The sequence below is a fragment of the Marinoscillum sp. HNIBRBA16962 genome (genome assembly GCF_057801515.1).
Window position 1 is genome coordinate 4,610,024 of record NZ_CM173603.1, and the last position, 18,421, is coordinate 4,628,444.

Annotated in this window: 14 protein-coding genes; 5 read left to right on the forward strand and 9 right to left on the reverse strand. The window is 45.2% G+C overall.

From position 1 onward, the window contains the following. Nucleotide 1: 1 nt before the first annotated feature. The 4 genes from AC3E9V_RS19120 to AC3E9V_RS19135 form a co-directional block, all read right to left on the reverse strand. Complete coding sequence (locus tag AC3E9V_RS19120) at nucleotides 2-928, reverse strand: alpha/beta fold hydrolase (RefSeq protein WP_488749761.1); 927 nt, start codon at nucleotides 926-928, stop codon at nucleotides 2-4. Nucleotides 929-1,228: 300 nt separating this feature from the next. Beyond that, complete coding sequence (locus AC3E9V_RS19125) at nucleotides 1,229-2,221, reverse strand: NAD-dependent epimerase/dehydratase family protein (protein ID WP_488749762.1); 993 nt, start codon at nucleotides 2,219-2,221, stop codon at nucleotides 1,229-1,231. Next, entirely contained in the window at nucleotides 2,218-3,141 is a 924-nt protein-coding gene (locus tag AC3E9V_RS19130; protein ID WP_488749763.1) for a glycosyltransferase family 2 protein, read from the reverse strand. The genes AC3E9V_RS19125 and AC3E9V_RS19130 overlap by 4 nt, the downstream gene beginning before the upstream one ends. Beyond that, nucleotides 3,131-4,306 carry a glycosyltransferase family 2 protein gene (locus AC3E9V_RS19135; RefSeq protein ID WP_488749764.1) on the reverse strand — a complete coding sequence of 392 codons (1,176 nt, stop codon included), beginning with the start codon at nucleotides 4,304-4,306 and terminating at the stop codon, nucleotides 3,131-3,133. The genes AC3E9V_RS19130 and AC3E9V_RS19135 overlap by 11 nt, the downstream gene beginning before the upstream one ends. A gap of 499 nt (nucleotides 4,307-4,805) precedes the next feature. Between AC3E9V_RS19135 and AC3E9V_RS19140 the strand changes: the two genes are divergently transcribed. From AC3E9V_RS19140 to AC3E9V_RS19160, 5 genes are all read left to right on the forward strand, one after another. Beyond that, the gene (locus tag AC3E9V_RS19140; RefSeq protein ID WP_488749765.1) at nucleotides 4,806-7,163 is read left to right on the forward strand and encodes a sensor histidine kinase; all 2,358 of its coding nucleotides are present in this window, start codon (nucleotides 4,806-4,808) and stop codon (nucleotides 7,161-7,163) included. Nucleotides 7,164-7,535: 372 nt separating this feature from the next. Next, a complete protein-coding gene (locus AC3E9V_RS19145) occupies nucleotides 7,536-8,600 on the forward strand; it encodes a DNA-binding response regulator (RefSeq protein WP_488749766.1) in 1,065 nt (354 codons plus the stop codon). Between the two features lie 194 nt (nucleotides 8,601-8,794). Beyond that, the gene (locus AC3E9V_RS19150) at nucleotides 8,795-10,207 is read left to right on the forward strand and encodes a hypothetical protein (RefSeq protein WP_488749767.1); all 1,413 of its coding nucleotides are present in this window, start codon (nucleotides 8,795-8,797) and stop codon (nucleotides 10,205-10,207) included. A gap of 397 nt (nucleotides 10,208-10,604) precedes the next feature. Further along, nucleotides 10,605-11,195 carry a hypothetical protein gene (locus AC3E9V_RS19155; protein ID WP_488749768.1) on the forward strand — a complete coding sequence of 197 codons (591 nt, stop codon included), beginning with the start codon at nucleotides 10,605-10,607 and terminating at the stop codon, nucleotides 11,193-11,195. A 248-nt stretch (nucleotides 11,196-11,443) separates the two neighbouring features. Further along, nucleotides 11,444-11,986, forward strand: coding sequence for a hypothetical protein (locus AC3E9V_RS19160; RefSeq protein ID WP_488749769.1), 543 nt, complete (start codon nucleotides 11,444-11,446; stop codon nucleotides 11,984-11,986). 186 nt (nucleotides 11,987-12,172) lie between these two features. Here the strand turns inward: AC3E9V_RS19160 and AC3E9V_RS19165 are convergent, their stop codons facing one another. From AC3E9V_RS19165 to AC3E9V_RS19185, 5 genes are all read right to left on the reverse strand, one after another. Beyond that, nucleotides 12,173-12,343: a hypothetical protein gene (locus tag AC3E9V_RS19165; RefSeq protein WP_488749770.1), complete on the reverse strand. Its 171-nt coding sequence runs from the start codon at nucleotides 12,341-12,343 to the stop codon at nucleotides 12,173-12,175. 729 nt (nucleotides 12,344-13,072) lie between these two features. Further along, the gene (locus AC3E9V_RS19170; RefSeq protein WP_488749771.1) at nucleotides 13,073-13,777 is read right to left on the reverse strand and encodes a hypothetical protein; all 705 of its coding nucleotides are present in this window, start codon (nucleotides 13,775-13,777) and stop codon (nucleotides 13,073-13,075) included. 504 nt (nucleotides 13,778-14,281) lie between these two features. Next, on the reverse strand, nucleotides 14,282-14,842 hold the full coding sequence (locus tag AC3E9V_RS19175) for a helix-turn-helix domain-containing protein (protein WP_488749772.1): 561 nt from the start codon (nucleotides 14,840-14,842) through the stop codon (nucleotides 14,282-14,284). 96 nt (nucleotides 14,843-14,938) lie between these two features. Beyond that, the gene (locus AC3E9V_RS19180; protein WP_488749773.1) at nucleotides 14,939-15,490 is read right to left on the reverse strand and encodes a hypothetical protein; all 552 of its coding nucleotides are present in this window, start codon (nucleotides 15,488-15,490) and stop codon (nucleotides 14,939-14,941) included. Beyond that, nucleotides 15,471-18,398 carry a chemotaxis protein CheB gene (locus AC3E9V_RS19185; protein WP_488749774.1) on the reverse strand — a complete coding sequence of 976 codons (2,928 nt, stop codon included), beginning with the start codon at nucleotides 18,396-18,398 and terminating at the stop codon, nucleotides 15,471-15,473. The genes AC3E9V_RS19180 and AC3E9V_RS19185 overlap by 20 nt, the downstream gene beginning before the upstream one ends. Nucleotides 18,399-18,421 lie beyond the last annotated feature (23 nt).

The window sequence follows — 18,421 nt, forward strand, 5'->3', positions numbered from 1 at the left end:
GTCACTTCTGAAGGAAAGTCGCAACGAGCTGATTTATCTTATCAGGTCGTTCGTACTGTGGCATGTGCCCGGATTGATCTATTTGCACGATGTTAATTCCTGCCAGCTTCGTTCGATATAGCTCGAGTTGACTTTGCCTGAAAAAAGGATCTTCTGCTCCCGCAATAATCAGTAAACTAGCAGGTGTCATGCTGGCTACGAGCTCCATTTTGTTTTGATTAAGCATATGCATCCATGTGGAGTGGTTGGTGTGTTTATATCCCTCAAACGCCATGAAATGCCTCAACCTCCCGGCATATACTTCAAACTGCTCCTGATCCACAAATTCCTTTCGCTGCTTCTCCACTGCTCTTGGGTACCAGTAGACCGTCATGATAAAATCGGACAGGACCGGAACCCGAAGAAGTGGGCTTGCCTGATAGGTTCCCGAAGCAGCCGGATCAATCAGCACCATTTTTTGGACCAGCCGGGTATGGCTCTTTTGAAAGTCCAACGCCACCATTGCCCCCATGGATAACGCAACCAGATGGAAGGGCTCGGTGATTTTCAGTTTACCCAATAATTCTGCCAACTGATCATGAAACATGCAGGGAGTATGCGCCAAATAAGGCCGGGAAGAATAGCCCCTTCCGTAAAGATCGAAAGCCAGCACCCGGTACCCCAGGCTGAGGAAGTAATCTACATTTTTTTGCCATACTTCCATTCCGGTGATCCCTCCTCCGTGTATCAGCACGATGAGTGTAGCTGAGTCAGGGCCCCGAAGCTGGTAATGAACCCACCCGTGCTCCAGTTCTGCAAACTGTCCCGGGGCAGTCTGGCGGATCTCATCCGTCAGCTGGATAGCTTCCTGCTGCCGATCAAGTAGGAAATACCAGGCAGTCGCCAGCACCAGTACGGCAATTATCAGTTTCAGCAAGATTTTCATCATGTGTTTAAAAATTAGCTTTTAGCTCTTAGTTGACCTTTGATTGTTAGCTATTGACCATTTGACTTTCATTATGATAAATCCTTAACCTTTTGTCTATGGTTTAGCTCTTAGGCTTTCACAATTCACCATTTCAATTTTCCTACCGCCCACTGCTTACTGCCACTGCCTATTGACTATGGCTTTTGGCTCGGAATTTTAATCGTGGCCTGGCCAACCAGGCAGGTCGGACTACGCGTCTCGGACTACGCGTCCCGGACTACGCGTCTCGGTATGCCTCCGGTTTATGCTCATTTCATGTGGCTACCAGCCTTCCGGCATATTTTCATGTACTTCCACCTGGCTAAATTCCTGACTTTTTCGTGAACCTACCTTTTTGGCCCAATCCGACATTTTGTGAATGCCCTCGTCCATAGAGATCGTTCCATTTTGCCCCAGTATCTCGTGTGCTTTGCTATGATCTGAGTAGGCATGGAGTACTTCTTTTCGGGCCTTCAGATAGTTGATCTCAGGAGTCACATCAAAGTGCTTTCCCACTACCTGGGCGAGCTCCTTTACCGTATAGGGCTTGTCTGCCCCTATGTTGAATACCTGATTATAAGCCTGTGGGATCGACACACTCCTGGCGATCGGAATAGCCACTTCATCGATATAGCTGAACGCCCTCGTCTGGCTTCCATCACCAAAGATGGTCAACGGTTTTTTTTCCATGATCTGATTCATGAAAATACCGATTACATTTCGGTACTTGTCACCGATGTTCTGGTTTTCACCATACACATTGTGGGGACGAAAGATCACATAGTTCAGACCAAACATCTCATGCGCTGAACGCAAGTCCAGCTCCACGGCATACTTGGCAATGCCATAAGGATCTTCCGGTACGGGTATCATGTCTTCCTGCATAGGCACCTGTCCGGGCCCGTATACGGCAATGGAGGAAGTGAAAACAAAACACTTGCACTTATGCTTTATGGCCTCATTGATCAGGTTAATGCTGCCAATCAGATTGTTGGTGTAGTTGAACCTCCGGATGAAATGTGAGAGTCCTTCTGCTGCATAAGCTGCCAAATGATAAATGTATTCAAACTTGTATTTGGTAAATAGTACTCCCATCAGGGCATGATCCGCCACTGATCCTTTTACAAACTCCGCCCCTTCGGGCACCTGGTCTTCAAAGCCTCCGCTCAGATCGTCCAGCACGATGACGTGGTGTCCGGCCTGCAGGCAATGTCTGGCTACATGCGATCCAATGAATCCTGCGCCTCCTGTTACTAATGAATTGATTTGTGTCATATTTTTATTATTGAGCTATATTTTGGATTGGATAGGTTCCACTTCAGCGCTTTGAAAAAATTCTGAAGGTGGACAAACTGTCCCTTGGTGGCATATTCGAAGGTTTTTTTTGGAATGACGATGAACAATAGGAAAATGAAGAAATATAGAAACTGGACCCTCGTGGTATTTCTTCGCATAAAAAGAATGCGGTTGCGGTTATGGTAGTAGGCTTTGAACGGGCTGTCCTTTCCGGTGGTCATCGACTCTTTGTGATAAAGCAGAGCGGTAGGCTGATAGTAGATCTGATAACCTGCACGGCGTATATGCGCGGACCAGTCCAGCTCTTCGTAATAGATGAAAAATATGTCAGGCAAAGGCCCTACTTTTTCCACCACTTCCCGCTTCACCATCATCCCCGCCCCGTGTGCGTAGGAGGTGTATCGGCCCTCGTTATATTGGCCCGTATCTACCTCATTGTTCCCTATGGTACTGTTTCGTCCGGTAAAGAAATTCATCTCTTCAAAACCGGCATACTGAATGACATCCTGATTGGTGAAATACCTGATCTTAGGACTTACTACCCCTATTGAGGCATCCAAACTGAAAGGCTCCAGCAGGCGTTCAAGCAAATCAGGTGTCACTTCAGTATCATTATTTACAATAAAGTAAAACTCACCTCTGGCAGCTCGGATACCCACGTTATTCCCCCCGGTAAATCCCAGATTCTGAGTGTTAAGGATCAACCGCACCTTTGGATACCGCGAGGTGATGGCTACACAGGGATTTGGCAGGGAGTGGTTGTCTACCAGGATGATCTCATAGTTTGGATAGGTCAGTGATTTGGTTGATTCCAAAAACTCACAGGTCACCTTCAACTGGTTATAGTTGATGATGATGATAGAAACTAAGGGAAATTGAGGATCTGTTTTAAACTCCATGGGGTGTATGAATAAATTTTTTATTGGCGCCTCTCATCCTGAAAAGGATAGAAAACATCCTGAAAAACAGAGCTGGCAGACTCAAAATAGCCTTAACCAGTCTCATGGAGTAATACGCTTTAGGGATAGCTGTAAAAATGGCCAGTGCATTAACCAGAAAGAGTGCGGGCCACCAGTAGTAGCTAAAATACAGCGCATCGCGAAGGAAAAACAGCCCGATGGTCAGGGCAGTGAGCAGCCCGATATTCAGCAACCGGGGCAATTGAATATTTCTCAGTATCGCGCTGTTAAAATAGGTCAGGTTTCCACTCAAAAGGGAAGTCATTCCTGTGAAAAAGTATTTTCTTAAGTAAAAATACTGGCTGGATATCCACCTGATCCTTTGGTTTTGAAAAGCTCCGGAGTTAGAAACCTTTTCGTCATATACTATTGCTTCTTTTACGTATTGGACTTTGATGCCTTCCCGGAGCAGCAGAAGTTCCAGTTCCCGGTCAAACCCGCCTACAGAATCCATATTCATCATAATAGACTTTAGGATTGGGAAATCCACCACAACTCCCGAACCAGTGATAGAGGCTGAGAGGCCTGCGGCGGAGGTTCCCTGACGGTAGATCCGGTTGTTTACTGCCTCGCTTATACCGTCCAGATAGGCTAGTGTGGTTTGTGTATTTTTAGCCTTCCGTTGACCTTGCACAGCTTGAAATTTCTCTATAAACAAGAGCTCTGACAGGCCATTTAAAAAGCCCTGTTCCATTAAATTGTCCGCATCCAGGATCACCGCATAATCATAGGATTTCGATAACTGCTGAAAAGCATAACGGATGGCTTTTACTTTGGTACTATGCTCAAATGACACTTCAATTACCCGGATACTAAGCTTATTCAAGAGAGCGATGGTTTCAGGCTTGAGCTTATCCGCAATGACTACTACATCATAGCACGTGGATGGGTACGATTGCCTCAAAGCATTCGCGGCTGTCTCTACAATTACCGCATCTTCTTTGTAGGCAGGAATAAGAATGCAAAACTCATGAAACTCGTTTCGATTATGGAGTATACGTGTACCAGGACTCCTGTAAAACCAGGCAGCCAGAGAAAAAAACGCCGTGTAGGACACCACGTAAATGAAATAAGAGAGAATGAGGATTTCGATAAGTACCAGCATGATTTCAAATAGCTTTATTTTGCAGATAAGAAAACGTCCGAAAACCACCTTAACTAATATAAATTGTCAAGAGCTTATGTGAAGCTAGTACTACTTTTCGGGTAATCAACTACCTGTAGGTGAGATGTAATTGGAAAGTAACAGATTCCTTACGCAACCGAAAAAAAACAAGCGCTTTTCCGGCCTCCATCTGGATACCTCCCCCGGTGACCTTCCCCCGGCCCGTGAGTCACAGGCCGGAATCACTATCATAAGGTCTGTGGGTCACAGACCTTGGAGGGATATTTATTTGATTGGATCGAATGAGGAAACCTAAGACCGCTCCTACGGAGCTCAATCTTGTTAGCGCTTTTGGCGCTACAAGCAGGCCGTCCCTAGTGGGACTTTAGCTCCGTTCCAAGATGATTTAACCTTCGTTGAGCGCTTCAGTGAAATCGTGTGGAAAAGAACATAATAGTCCTGAATAATCGTTACATTACTGGTACGACATTATTGTATTATGAGGAAAGTAACCAGCACTTTTTCCAATACACATAAGGCTTCATATTCTGATGATTTTCTTAGTCATTTAGCTTTTGATCATTCTGGTATGGCTAGTATTGTTTCCGTTACAAAGGATGGAACAATACTAATGGTCAATGATGCAGTTTGTGAGCTTCTTGATTGTTCAAGGGAGGAATTAATCTCCAAAAAAACATCCGATATTTTTCTTACCGGAGAAAAGAGATATCAAAAGATGTTGAACCAACGAAATGATAGGGGAAATGCCCGGGCACTGATAACAGTAATAAGAAATAATGATGAAAGGATCACCTGTGAAATCAATTCCTCCATTTTCACAGGACCTAATGGAGTCAAAAAGGCCACTACGACCCTGATTGACAGGAGTCAAAGTATCCGTAGAAGGAAACAAAATGCAACTAAAAGAAGGCAGGTTGTTGATGGAAACATTGATATTGCCGTGAAAAAATCAAATTTAAGGTTTGTTGAAAATAATGAGTGGATAAAATATGTAGCTAAAACCGGTTACGACGTGATATGGTACTGGGATTTGGCATCCGGCCAGATCTATGTAGGAGATACCTTTGAAGAAACATTTGGGTATAAGGTCCAAAACAATATCATAGACCTTGAAACCTTTTTTGATCGTATTTTACCGACGGATGAGGGGGTCACTGAGGGTAAACTGCTGCAAATGATTGCTTCAACCAAAACCAACTGGGATGATCAATATACAGTGCAGTACGCTGACGGTTCATTACGCCAGGTAATAAGCCAGGCATTTATCATCAGGGACAGCAGTGGAAAAGCCCTGCATGTGATCGGATCTACTCAGGATATCACAAGGTTAGTCAGGCTACAGCAGATACTGGAAAACAGGAACCCAACCCAGAAAGAAGGCAAGAAAATGATCAGCAATGCCAGGCTATACCGGGATATCATCCTGGATTGGGATCTATCAGGAGATCAGATCTTTATCGCACAAGGCTTTAAAGGATCCGATACCAAGACAAAAATCAATCAGGGCAACAAAGAAGACTGGTTTGGGCGAATACACCCTGATGACAGGAAAGAGGTAGAATCAAGCTTAAATAAAGCCTTAAGTTCTACCCATAATAGCTGGGAAGATGCCTTTAGGTTTATGGTCCCCGGCGGAACTGTTACAAATGTAGCCGTGAAAATTAACATATTCAGGCAGACTAATGGTGAAGCCTTTAGAATGATTGGGGTATTACATGAGCTGGGGCGACAAATTGAACTGGAAAAACAATTAGAACGCAGGATCGCATCAGTTGAGAGAACGATCATTGCATATGAAGATGGCTTTAATCTCATATTTGATTCCTCTTCTGATGTTTTGTTTGACCTGGATTTAGCCACCAATAAGGTATTGCTTAATGCGACATTTGAGAAGGAATTTGGCTATAAATTATCCGGAAACACGATTACATTTCAGGATTTTACCAGCCATATACACGAGGATGATATAGCTTCCTTCCTGCATGGATTCAATGTCAAATTAGCATCAACAGATATTGAATGGGCACATGATTTTCGGTTTTTAAAAGTGGATGATTCCATTGTACATGTTTCAATTAAAGGCCTTTTCTTAAGAAATTTCAGGGGAAAAGCATACCGAGGTATAGGATTTATACAAGAGATGGGTAGGGAAGTCATTTTGGAAGAAATCCTGAAGAAGGATATTAAGCAAAGGGAAATACTGCTTGAAGAAGCAAAGCAGGAAGCAAAAAATTCAGAGAGGTCAAATATTGGCAAAGAGCTGCATGACAACATCAATCAATTGCTTTGTGCCTCCGTGATGTATCTTAATTTAGCTAAGAGTGGTGGGGAAAACAGTGAAAGGTATCTGGTAAGGTGTTCTGAATATACACATGCCGCCATTGAAGAGATCAGACAATTGAGCAAAAAGCTTACAACAGAGCATGTCAATCATATTGGTTTATGTACGGCCATCGAAAGTCTTATTCAGGACACTTCAGAAACAACGAACCTGGAAATCACAAATAAGTCAGACAGCTTTGAAGAGCAAAGTGTGAATGAAAATTTCAAAATAAATGTTTTCAGAATATTCCAGGAACATCTGAGTAATATTGTCAAGCATGCCAAAGCAAATCAGGTAAGTTTTTCCATTCTGCAGGATGATGGTAACATAGAGGTGGTCATCAAAGATGACGGTGTAGGGTTTGATCCCCGGATTAAAAGTAAAGGCATTGGATTAGCTAATATCAGAAGCAGAGTGACTTCCTATAAAGGAATCATGAGAATCCGCTCCTCACCCGGTAAAGGTTGTATCCTGGACATTAAGTTTCCTCAATCGATGCTTATTGCAGTTTAAAATGAGTACGGTAAGTGTTTCACTTTTTGTGCGGTAAATTTCAGAAAATCCCTTTGAACATCTTGTATAACCTTGTATCCCTTAAGAAATTCAATCTCTGAAATCAGTACTCATGCAGAGTAACTCCGTATAAAGTAAGGTCGACTGAAGATCAGTTTGTGAGATGGACAACCGGTACAACTTCAGGTATTTTCCCAGGCTGTGGCTCACGATTTGCAGGTGCCTCTGCGGGCTGTTTTAGACAAGAATAGCATGTGTAACATATATAAAAAGCCTTAGACAAAGTATAACAGATTTAATCTTTCAACCTGGACATTTGCATAAGTACTAATTCTTTCAGTCACAATCGAGTGAAATTTCAATTACAGACTTATGACAACTTCCTTACAATTAACAACCAGACCGGGAGATACAGCCAATGCAGTTGAGCAACTCTTTCCTAAGCTTAAACCTCCCAGGGTACAGCCAAATACCCAGCCATCTTTCTCAAGACCCAATCCAAAACTAAAAAAAGAGAAAAGGACGATCCTGATTATGGATAACGAACACCTCACAGACCAGATTAATGGCTATCTCGCCACCATCGAAAACTGTGAAGTGATGAATGTGCAACAGGCCGATATCGCCTGCCACATGATCACCGAACTCAGGCCCGATCTGATCATCATGAACATGGGCTCAGATCTGGCAAGTGGCATGGCCCTGGTTGAGGAAATGAGAAGAAAAACGTACAGCTACTTCATTCCGGTAATTGTTTTTACCCCACAGAAACCCTCTCCCGATCAGGAGGAATTTATCCTTTCCATTGGGGCGGTCGACTGCCTGAACAGGCTGATAGATCCCTCTGAGATCCGTTTTAGAATTCGGGCCGCTTTTGCGCTCTCTTCCGTGCTCAATGACTTCATCGTACGGGAGAAAAAAATCCTGGATGAGAAGGAACACATGACGAGGACCTATGAGCAGTTCAGGGATGAATTGGACAATAAGCAAAGAGAAGCGCAGACCAATCTGAAGTTGCTCGTTTATTCAAAGCAATTGAACGAATCCCTGATACAAAAAATACAGGATCTTAAGCCTTACTTAAATCCGGAAGGAAAATCCAGGCTCAGCTTGATGAAGAAGCAAATGAAGTGGGAAATCCAGGACGAAAACCAGCTAAACCTGGAGCAGCAAATGGACCAATCCAATTATTCCTTTTATCAGCTCCTGGAAGAAAAATCTCCTGATCTGACTAAATATGAGAAGCGGTTGTGTACCCATTTTCAAACCAACCACTCTTCTGCAGACACTGCCCGGATCATGAGAAGGACATCAAACTGCATGAATGTGGCCTTTTTAAGAATCAGGACTAAACTGGGTGTGAAAAACAACCAGGAACTTCAGACTTTTCTTACCGATCTGTACACCTCATCAAAAGGGATTCGGCCTGTCTCCTGAATTACCTTTTCAGGATTCCGACCCTGAGCAAATATGTAGCGGAGGTATGACTTGAAAAGGTCATGCCTTTTTTGCATTTGAAGTAAACTAACAGCATAAGTGATTTACATAAAATACAGCTGATAAAGTATAACAGATTCTGATCTTTTTGCCCGGAGCTTTGACTATAATTTTTACCTCTAAAAATGTTAAGCATGAAAGCTCTTTACGTTCTTTGCATTATTTCCTTCTCACTGCTAATAGGATGTAATCAAGATAAAGAAACCCATGATCAGATCATCAAAGGAACCATTGCATTTCCTTTGTCATTGACCGATGATCCGGATGCCCGCACCACACAGAGTCTCCCTCCGGGAGCTTATTTGCAGATAAGTATTGAAACCTCCGACGGAACGGAGGTGCTCACTCAGCACCAAATGGAAATCCTGGTCTTCAACGATGCGCTGGTTAGTGCAGCGCTGGAGCTGGATGCAGGTGACTACCTGCTCACTGAGTTTCTGGTGCTGAGCCAGGAAAATGAAATACTCTACGCCACTCCCCTGGGGAGTTCTCCGCTGGCAGACCTGGTAAATGAGCCTGTCCCTATTCCGTTTACAGTCGTTGGAAATGAAGCCGTGCAGGTAGCAGTGCAGGTGTTGGACATCCGGATGCTCACTCCTGCGGATATCGGCTATGCTTCCTTTCCGTTTACCATCGTCAACCACTTCTTTCTTTCGGTTTTTAAACCAACCGAAAGTGGCCTGAGTCTCACGGATGCTACCGGCCATATCCTTCAAAACGGAGACACGCTCAACACCATTGAAATTGATGCAAAGATTAACACGATTACCTTCTCAGGGGATCCGGATGGCATATTCACCCTGATCGTGATCAAAGGCGGATTTGGAAAACACGCCGAAGATCTCACCATCGATGGGATCATTTCCGGCAATGAAGGAGGAATCGTGCCGGTCACCCTCCATCCCGCGCTTACGTTTGTGGCCGTACCTTACTATGACGAAGGGACACCTCCTACATTTCAATTCAGTGTGTCTTTCACCGGAAGTCTCACCATCGATTGGGGCGATGGGTCTATAGAAGATGTTGTTCCGTATGATGGCGGTATGCATGAATACAGTCATCCTGGTTCTTACTTTGTAAGTGTGACTGGAAACATTCAAAACATCACCGAGTTCTATTCTTATTATGGTCAGGGCCCCATGTCTGAAATTGACGTGAGCCATCTGCCAGCGCTCAATGACTTCAGAAGTGGTTGGAATGGCACTGGTGTTAGCCCCAAGGTCATTGACCTGTCAAACAATCCACTACTCACCCATGTAGATGTGAGCCACTCCATGGATTTGGAGGAATTGATTCTGCCGGAGACGAATGAGATCATGTCCCTGAGCATACAGGCTCCCAACAACCTGACAACCGAAGACGTAGCGTTGATCATTGATACAATGTACAACTCAGTTGTTGCTACTGGCCGTGAATCTGGGTTTATCGAACTGGTATCTATTTTTGACAGCTCCCTCCAATCAGGTCCTCCCTCTGCTGAAACCACCCTTAAGCTCAATGCTCTTGAGCATGATTATCACTGGAGTATTAATCCTGATATCTATTAATAACCATCAGCCCTGTACTAAGCCCAAAAATCATCGATCTATCAAACAATCTGCTGGTTGAATACGTGGACGTGAGCGTCTCATCAAGTCCGGAGGAATTGATTCTGCCGGAGACCAACGTCATTCCCCGCCGCTGTTGGTGCCTGCCTGTCCGGCGAGGCAGGTTGTCACCAACACCCTTCAAATGCGACCTTCTCAGGGTCGTATGTTTATGGAATTATAATGTTCTATAGTCTTTCGACCCCAAGGGTCGTACGAATGAACTTATCCAAACGACAATGGACTGTGATATATATAAAGCTTATACCGACGAGTATAACAGGGCTCACCTTTATCTTCTCACCTTTGTATTCACATTAATCCCAGGTTGGGCTTAAAACATTTAAATGAATCAAACATGAAAAATCAAATAATTAAATTCACCATACCCGGTACACTGCTATTGTTTTTTACCCTGACTGTATTCAGTCAGCCAGTGGCACTAAACACCCAGAGCACCTATTCAGACAGTGTAAGCAGCTCCAGCATCGATAGTACAAAGGTTCCCAAGGTGGTGACGGATGCGTTTGCCAAGCAATACCCGGTCACATCGAATGAGACCTGGTCCGCATTTCGGGTCGATGGAGATACCAATGTATGGTACGATGACTCCTACTTAGCTGTTGCTCCCGCAGACACCAATACCCAGAAGTACTATGTGGTCGAATACACCAATAATAAAGCGGACCACAAGTCGATTTACTCAACGGACGGAGCTAAGATAGCCACGCATTGTACGCTGACTCAGGATGTACCAAAACCTGTTTCTGAAGCCCTCTCAAGAGGTCTCTACAAGTACTGGGACATGACTGCTGAGAAGAAAGAGATCTTCAAAGACAAGCAGACCGACACTATGAAGGTATATAAAATAGAAGTTTCAAAGAAAAATGAAAAACGCGTACTCTATTACCAGGCTGATGGTAAGCTATTGAAAGATAAAAAAGTGTAGTAAGCGACACACAAGAAGCTTGACGTAGATAGAGCAAAGTAGAAGCTCAGGGGTCCCCGGATCCCCGGGCTTTTCTTTTTTACACCCCTTGATGAAACGGACGTGATTTATATAAGAATTAGCCCCTTTTTCATAACAACTCCCAGTACAAATTTGCTCAGCTTTATACTTGATTCAAACACTCATTTCACTATGAAAAATCATACACTACAATCAAATGATTATATCATTTTTAATTCAGAACCACTATGAACCATTCAGAGACAGAACCCACAAAGCGCAACCTGATAACTACCGAAAGAATCCTGGCCCTGTTCCAAAATCAGCTATCTTTTGATAAGGCCCTCTCAGAGCTGTTAATTCACGGATATTCAAAAGATGACCTTGTAGTGAAAACACAAGAAGAAATAGCTGAAACACGCTACTTCATGTCCAACAGTGTGGAAGACTCAGATAAAGTCATTTTGCAAAAAGCCATACGGGGTATAAAAGTCGGAATCATTCTGGGCTGCCTGACGCTCGGGCTGGTTGTCTTATATTTGATCTGGTTCAACCCCCATATGCTTCAGGCCGGACCTCTGTCATCAATGTTATTCGGGTTGGTAGTGGGGGCAGTCTGGGGTGGAGTCATGGGATTCATAATCGGGCCACAATTACCATTCAGTCCACTGGAAAAATACGAACTGACACTTTCTAAAGGGCAGATCTTCCTGAGTTTTCGGCCTAAGAGCCTGATGGATGATCGCTTTTTCAAAAGCCTGAATTGGCCCATATATACGCTTACCCATTAATCCCGGACCTACCGTGTCAAAAAACGCTCAGCCAGCCAATACTGATTTACGGAAGATATAGACAGAAGGCATTTGTAAAAGACAGACCCACAAATACGGAAGGCATAAAAATAGAGAGAAGACAGGGGGATCTGCCTTCTCTCATCACCAACCTAACTATCTTGAATTGATGTGTATTATATTCCTCTATTTGACGTTACCTCGCAAGTCCCTGGCGAGAAAAACAAGGGGTTTTCGTTTCCTGTTTTCTTGTGGAACACAGTGATAAATTTTCCCATTTTGCCGGATGATGATCAGTTTCTGATTCGGCCGTACTCGTTCACAAACAACTTCTCCTAACTTGTATATATTCTCCATGATTAATACTGTTTAGGTGTAACTTCTTAGGTGTAACCTCCCGGCTTCATTTGAAATTATAAAGTCAGCAAACGCTTCCGGGGTATTCTACTACTTGATGCACTTTGGTTCTTTTTAGTTAATTTTAATAAGATGTAAAAGTTGATAAAATTCAGCACCTAACCCTTATACAATCCCTGTGGTTTTTTACATATTTTACTGTTTTCGCTCCGCTGTTATCCTCAATATGCAATAGGCAACCAAAATCCCCTATAGCCCACCACCCAATGCTTATTGAGCCAAGCTCATCAGCCTGTTGGAGACAACTCCAACAGGGGCATCGGAGCTCCCCTTCTAGATCTTCAATTTGCAAGCTAAAATCCCCCCTATAGTCCCCCCAGGGGGACACAATCCGAAATCTCAAATACAATCTAAAAAACCTCCGAAACATCGCTCCGGAGGTTTTCAAAATATGGAAAATCGAATTTCTTAGGCTCCTGCGGACCTGTAGCCGCTCCTGCGGGACTTTCCACCTTCCCTGCGGGACCTTTTCTTAGTCCTGCGAGCGCTTTACATCGTCCTGCGGGTATGGGGACCCTTCCTGCGCCACTCATGAGGCTTCCTGCAAGACTTTTTACCCTTCCTGCGAGGTATTTGGGGTCTCCTGTGGAATTTTATTCTGTCCTGCGGGAATACACACCCTTCCTGCAAAATTTTATTTTGTTATACTGGATATTTGTGACCTGTAACTTAGCGGTTCCTGAAATAGGCGCTTTTATATCCCTGTAGCCGCTTCTCATCCTTCCAGAAGACAAACTTACCGGCCTCCCGGATCTCATCTACAGCCTCTTTCAGCAGGGTATAGGCTTTGTCGCGGATGATCTTCGCATTGTTATTGTCTGCCCGTTCGCCGTTCATGGTGGCCAGCAGTACGCTCATCTCCGTAGCCTTTTCCGCGGCAGTATCCAGCTTGCTCAGATCAAAGCTGCTGATGGATTCCAGCAGGGGCTGGTTGGCTTTGCCCAGCACCGAGAGGTCACTCAGGTCCTGCACCAGGTCGGCATTGCCGGTGCCATCTTCTATGGCCTGCACTTTACTCAGCAGGTCCGGACGCTTACGGAAGGCAAAGCGGTAGGTATGCTCCAGCTCATCCTTCAGCGCCTCAGCTTCCGGGCTTTTCTGCTCCCACTCCTGCCGGGCCTCGTCCTGGCTGTAGCGGTCTTTCATCCACAGGCTCTGTGCATAGCGCAGGGCTCCGGTACGCTGTGGCAGCGCATCAAAGGTGGCTTGTGGTACTCCTGCGGCCTGGAGTTTGGGTTGGTCACCCTCACACCATACTTCCAGGTTGGCCGCTTCCTGGGTAAAAACATCAATGGGCATGTTGGGGGTTTTTGTGGATGCATCGTCGATAGCTTCTATCTCGGGTAGCGTGGCGTCATAATTTTCTTTAGCCATAAATTATATGTAATGTTTAGTTAGAAAAAATCCAAAATTATACACCTGACGCTTTTATGTCAATACCCTAAAGTGGGTATTTTTTGGTTGCGAGTTGTGAAGTTGCGGGGTGATCCGTCAGGGAAATTTGGAGAAAATCCGTAAGTCGGTTCCGTTAGTGTCTCTGCGTGAAACACAGTGATCGGCTTGGCAATACTCAAAAAGCTAGTGTTAAGTCACGTCTACTTTGACGCATTCTCTATCGCACCCTATCCCCTAAAGGGGCAGTCTTGCGCGCTGTCATCCCCTTTAGGGGACTGAGGGGTGAGCGAGGGCAAACGTCATTTTACATGTGACTTAACACTAGTTTTAGGGGTGGTCCCTTTAGGGAACAAAGGGTGAGCGTAGGCAGGTGAAAGGATAATCGAGGGAAATAGTGTAAAGTGGTTTTAGTTAAAAAAAAGCAAAACTATACACTTGACGCTTTAATGTCAATACCCTAAAGTGGGTAAAAAACAGGACCTTTCAGATGTTTTCCAGGGCGCGGACGCGTTTGACCTTTAACGCACGATACTGGGAGGGTGTAAGGCCTGTTACTTTCTTAAACTGGCCGGAAAGATGAGCCACACTGCTGTAGCTAAGCTTGTAGGAGATCTCGGAGAGATTCAGCTGGTTATAGAGCAAGAGCTCCTTCACTCTTTCGATCTTGTGCATAATGATAAAGCGCTGAATGGTCACACCCATCTCTTCGGAAAAGATATTGGACAGGTAGTTATAGTCCAGGTCCAGCTTTTCGGCGATGAAGGTGGAGAAGTTTACATTGGGTAGCACGTCAGTATAGTGGACCATTTCTATGATCACCACTTTGATGCGTTCGATCAGGATGGTCCTCCTGTCTTCGATCAGCTCCAGCCCGGAGGAGAGCAGGTTTTTCTTCAGCTTTTTGAGTTGTGCTGTGGGGACATCCTCTACCGTATCGATCACACCAAGCTCCACGGAATTGTAAGGTATGCCAAGCCCTTCCAGCTCCTTCATTACAAGCAATTTGCAACGGAGACTAACCATAAACTTGATGTTTAATATCATCTTCCAGTAGTGTTTAAGCCTTTGATCAGGCATTATTAAAACTAACTTATTCAGCTTGTACTGACGGTGAGAGACGTATTACATTTCCATTATTAGTTATTTTCTTAACAAAGAAAGGTTAATCACCGATAGGAGGCATTTCCGGTCGTCTCCGGTTACCACCCCTTCCATATAGACAAAGCCAAGCGGCTTCCCGTCATATCCCAGGTTCAGCTCGCATGACACCTTTGCGCTGCCCGAGTAGATCTGGTTGAAAAAGTGATTGAACTGCGGCAAAGAGTCCTCGGCCACAAAAAGCTTAAAGTTGCTATCCAGGAGACTAAATCGCTTTTCACCCAGCAAATCAGCTCCGGTAAAGTTGAGGTCGCAAATACTACCCTCAGCATCCAGGATGAAAAAACCCGCCGGCGCCAGATCATAGACCATGGTGTATTTCTTCAGGGCAGCTTCGGCTGTTTCATAGGCCTGCACCAACTCTTCGTTTTGCAACTCAAGCTCAATCTGGTGAACCTGTAGCTCATGAAGGAGCTTTTTCAAATCTGCTTCCATCTCCGATCCTTTCATGGATTTCTCTTTCTCTTGCAACTTCTCTTCTGCTTTTTTGCGGAGCATGGGCCCGTTAGTAAAATCAAATTCTTCGTTTGTCATTGTTCTTTCTATTTATAATCATCAATATAGCCTCCGGTGTATCCGAATTGTTGAGGAGCGCCTGCACAGAGCACTCCACATTTGACGGGGTTTGGTCAGCGGCAATAATCATCGTTTCAAAATGTCCGGGAGCTCCTTTCACAGACAATCTCCTGATCGCTTTTTTGGCCTTTCCCCGATCAGGTTTGGGGACAAACAGCTCAATGAAATTGTGCCCGATCGCGTCCTCTCGCTTCACGCCAAAGAATGTTTCGGCCCTGGCGTTAAACTCCCTGATTTCTTCTTCAGCAGACAGTTTGATGAACACATCGGATGAGAAGTCCAGAAACAGGTTATGTACCTGCTCCGTCTGGTGAAGCCCCATTTCCAGCTTCTTGAGGTCAGTGATGTTTATAAAGGTGATCACCAGCCCATCGATCCGGTCATCAAATGTGCGATAGGGCATGATGCGTGTGGAAAACCACCTGCCATCCCTGGTGGTGATCTGCTTTTGGATAAACACAAGCGATTTCAGTACTTCTTGTGCATCCTTTGCCAGCTCAGGATAGATCAGATCCGAAACCTGGTCCGTAAAGGGGCGGCCGATATCACTCTTGATGAGCTTAAAGATCTTAGTGACCTGTGGGGTAAACCGCCGTATATTCATCTGCTTATCCAGAAACAGCGTGGCGATATCGGTGCTGTTCAGCAGATTTTTCATATCATTATTCACCCTCGAGTAGTCGTCTACTTTGGACTGGAGCTCCGCATTCAGTGTTTGCAACTCTTCGTTCAGGCTTTGCATTTCCTCCTTTGAGCTGGTGAGCTCTTCATTGGTAGACTGTAGCTCTTCATTGGTGGATTGCAGCTCTTCATTGGTAGATTTCAGCTCCTCCTGGGAGGTTTGCATGTCCTCAAGGACGGCCTGCATCTCTTCTTTTGACCTCCGGAGTTCATCTTCCAACTCCGATTGCCGGGCGGCTTTGCTACGGGGTCTTTTCGCTGATTTAGTCTCATCCTCCTTCGCCACATCCTTAAAAATGACCATCACAGTGCCCTTCAGGAGTCCGGGGGTGTCTATCCAGTGGATATGGAGATCAATGGTTTGCGGAACCTCTCCCGTGCCAACTTTGAGGTGGTGGAGTACTTCTGAATTCTTCTTGGCCACTACCCTTCTGAAGACCACCGGAAACTCATGCCGCAGGCCCTCCCGAAGCATCGCGAAGATATTCAGGTTTGCTTTTCCGACTGCCGGCTCCAGGTACTTGCCCGTTCGTCCGCTGGTATAGATGATATCCCCACTCTCTGTCACCAAAACCCCGATGGGGGAAAACTGCTGCAATAGCAGCTGATCTGCAAGCGACTGGATATTTTGGACTGGCTTAGTGGGCATAGGGTCTTCTGAATATATTTTATCGGGTGCTGTAAAGTTAGGAAGGTCAGATAAGTCCGGGGTCAGGGAATCTTCTGAACGCTTATACACTTTCGATTTTGCGTCTACTGCTTTAAAAAGATGGCTTTGGGTGCCGAGCGTTTCGGAGCCCCCCAGAAACAGGATGCCGTCTGGGTTCAAACTGAAGTAAAAGATCCCGAGCAGCTTCTTCTGGAGCTCCGGATTCATATAGATGAGCAAGTTACGACAGGAAAGAAAGTCGATCTTGGTAAATGGGGGGTGAAGGGTGATATTGTGCTGGGCGAAGACGACCAGCTCCCGGATCTCGGTATTGACTCTATAGCCATCTTCTGTCCTGGAAAAAAATCGCTTGATCCTTTTCGGGGAGACATGCTCTTCTATGGCCGAGGAGTATACGCCTTTTCGGCCTCTTTCAATCGATTCATTGTCCAGATCGGTAGCAAAAATGCTTAAAGTGATATCCTCTTTCGGGTTTACCAATTCCAGGGCCTCTTTAAATACAATGGCCAGGGAATAGGCTTCTTCACCGGTAGAGCAGCCCGTAACCCATGCCCTGAGAACCATTCCATTTTTTTGGTTACGGATCAGCCCAGGCAGGGTAACTTCTTTGAGCAGCTTCCAGGCAGGTTCATCCCGGAAGAAATTGGTCACACCGATCAGCAGCTCCTTAAACAGGATATCAGCTTCTTTTGGGTTTTCCTGAAGGAAGTGAACATAGGAAGATATTTTGTCAATTTTATGAACACCCATCCGACGTTCGATGCGGCGATACATCGTGTTTTTCTTGTACATCGAAAAGTCATTCCCGGTGAGGGTGCGTAGCAGGATAATGATCTTTTCCAGTGCGCTGGCGTCTTTTACACCATCCTGTTTAGCATTCATTGCCGGCCTGTGGTGCAGGAATTCTGCAAGCTTCGTATACAGCTCAGACGGTTCGTCCACTACGTCTGTAAGGACCGAATCGATAGCGCTCTGCGGCATACTGTCAAACTTGGCCGTTTCGGGCGACTGCACCAGCGCAACTCCGTTTTTTTCTTTAATGGCCTTGAGTCCCAGGCTCCCGTCTGATCCCATGCCTGAAAGGACCACTCCCACGGCCTTATCCCGAAGGTCATCCGACAGGGAATGAAAGAAAAAATCAATAGGCAGCCGAAGCCCCCTGGCCTCCGGTGGTTCAAAAAGATGCAACTTCCGGTTCAATATGGACATGCTTTTGTTTGGGGGAATTACATAAATACTATTCGGTTTTACGGCCATCCGGTCTTTGACAAGAAATACCTTTAGTTTCGTGATCCGCTGAAGGAGTTCCGGCAGCATCCCTTTTTGGGTAGGGTCCAGGTGCTGAATGACCACAAAAGCCATCCCGCTGTTTTCTGGCACATGGCTCAGAAAAAGCTCCAGCGCCTCCAGCCCTCCTGCCGATGCACCAATACCGACAATCCGAAAAGAAGGTTTGGTTGGTGCGGGACTTTTTCGATTAACCGATTCCCCCTGTTTTGATTTAGTCTTTTTCAATTTCATTTAATAGTTAGTGGTGT

Coding starts and splice junctions, on each gene's coding strand:
- AC3E9V_RS19120 (WP_488749761.1), bottom strand. CDS start 928: ATGATGAAAATCTTGCTGAAACTGATAATTGCCGTACTGGTGCTGGCG.
- AC3E9V_RS19125 (WP_488749762.1), bottom strand. CDS start 2,221: ATGACACAAATCAATTCATTAGTAACAGGAGGCGCAGGATTCATTGGA.
- AC3E9V_RS19130 (WP_488749763.1), bottom strand. CDS start 3,141: ATGGAGTTTAAAACAGATCCTCAATTTCCCTTAGTTTCTATCATCATC.
- AC3E9V_RS19135 (WP_488749764.1), bottom strand. CDS start 4,306: ATGCTGGTACTTATCGAAATCCTCATTCTCTCTTATTTCATTTACGTG.
- AC3E9V_RS19140 (WP_488749765.1), top strand. CDS start 4,806: ATGAGGAAAGTAACCAGCACTTTTTCCAATACACATAAGGCTTCATAT.
- AC3E9V_RS19145 (WP_488749766.1), top strand. CDS start 7,536: ATGACAACTTCCTTACAATTAACAACCAGACCGGGAGATACAGCCAAT.
- AC3E9V_RS19150 (WP_488749767.1), top strand. CDS start 8,795: ATGAAAGCTCTTTACGTTCTTTGCATTATTTCCTTCTCACTGCTAATA.
- AC3E9V_RS19155 (WP_488749768.1), top strand. CDS start 10,605: ATGAAAAATCAAATAATTAAATTCACCATACCCGGTACACTGCTATTG.
- AC3E9V_RS19160 (WP_488749769.1), top strand. CDS start 11,444: ATGAACCATTCAGAGACAGAACCCACAAAGCGCAACCTGATAACTACC.
- AC3E9V_RS19165 (WP_488749770.1), bottom strand. CDS start 12,343: ATGGAGAATATATACAAGTTAGGAGAAGTTGTTTGTGAACGAGTACGG.
- AC3E9V_RS19170 (WP_488749771.1), bottom strand. CDS start 13,777: ATGGCTAAAGAAAATTATGACGCCACGCTACCCGAGATAGAAGCTATC.
- AC3E9V_RS19175 (WP_488749772.1), bottom strand. CDS start 14,842: ATGATATTAAACATCAAGTTTATGGTTAGTCTCCGTTGCAAATTGCTT.
- AC3E9V_RS19180 (WP_488749773.1), bottom strand. CDS start 15,490: ATGACAAACGAAGAATTTGATTTTACTAACGGGCCCATGCTCCGCAAA.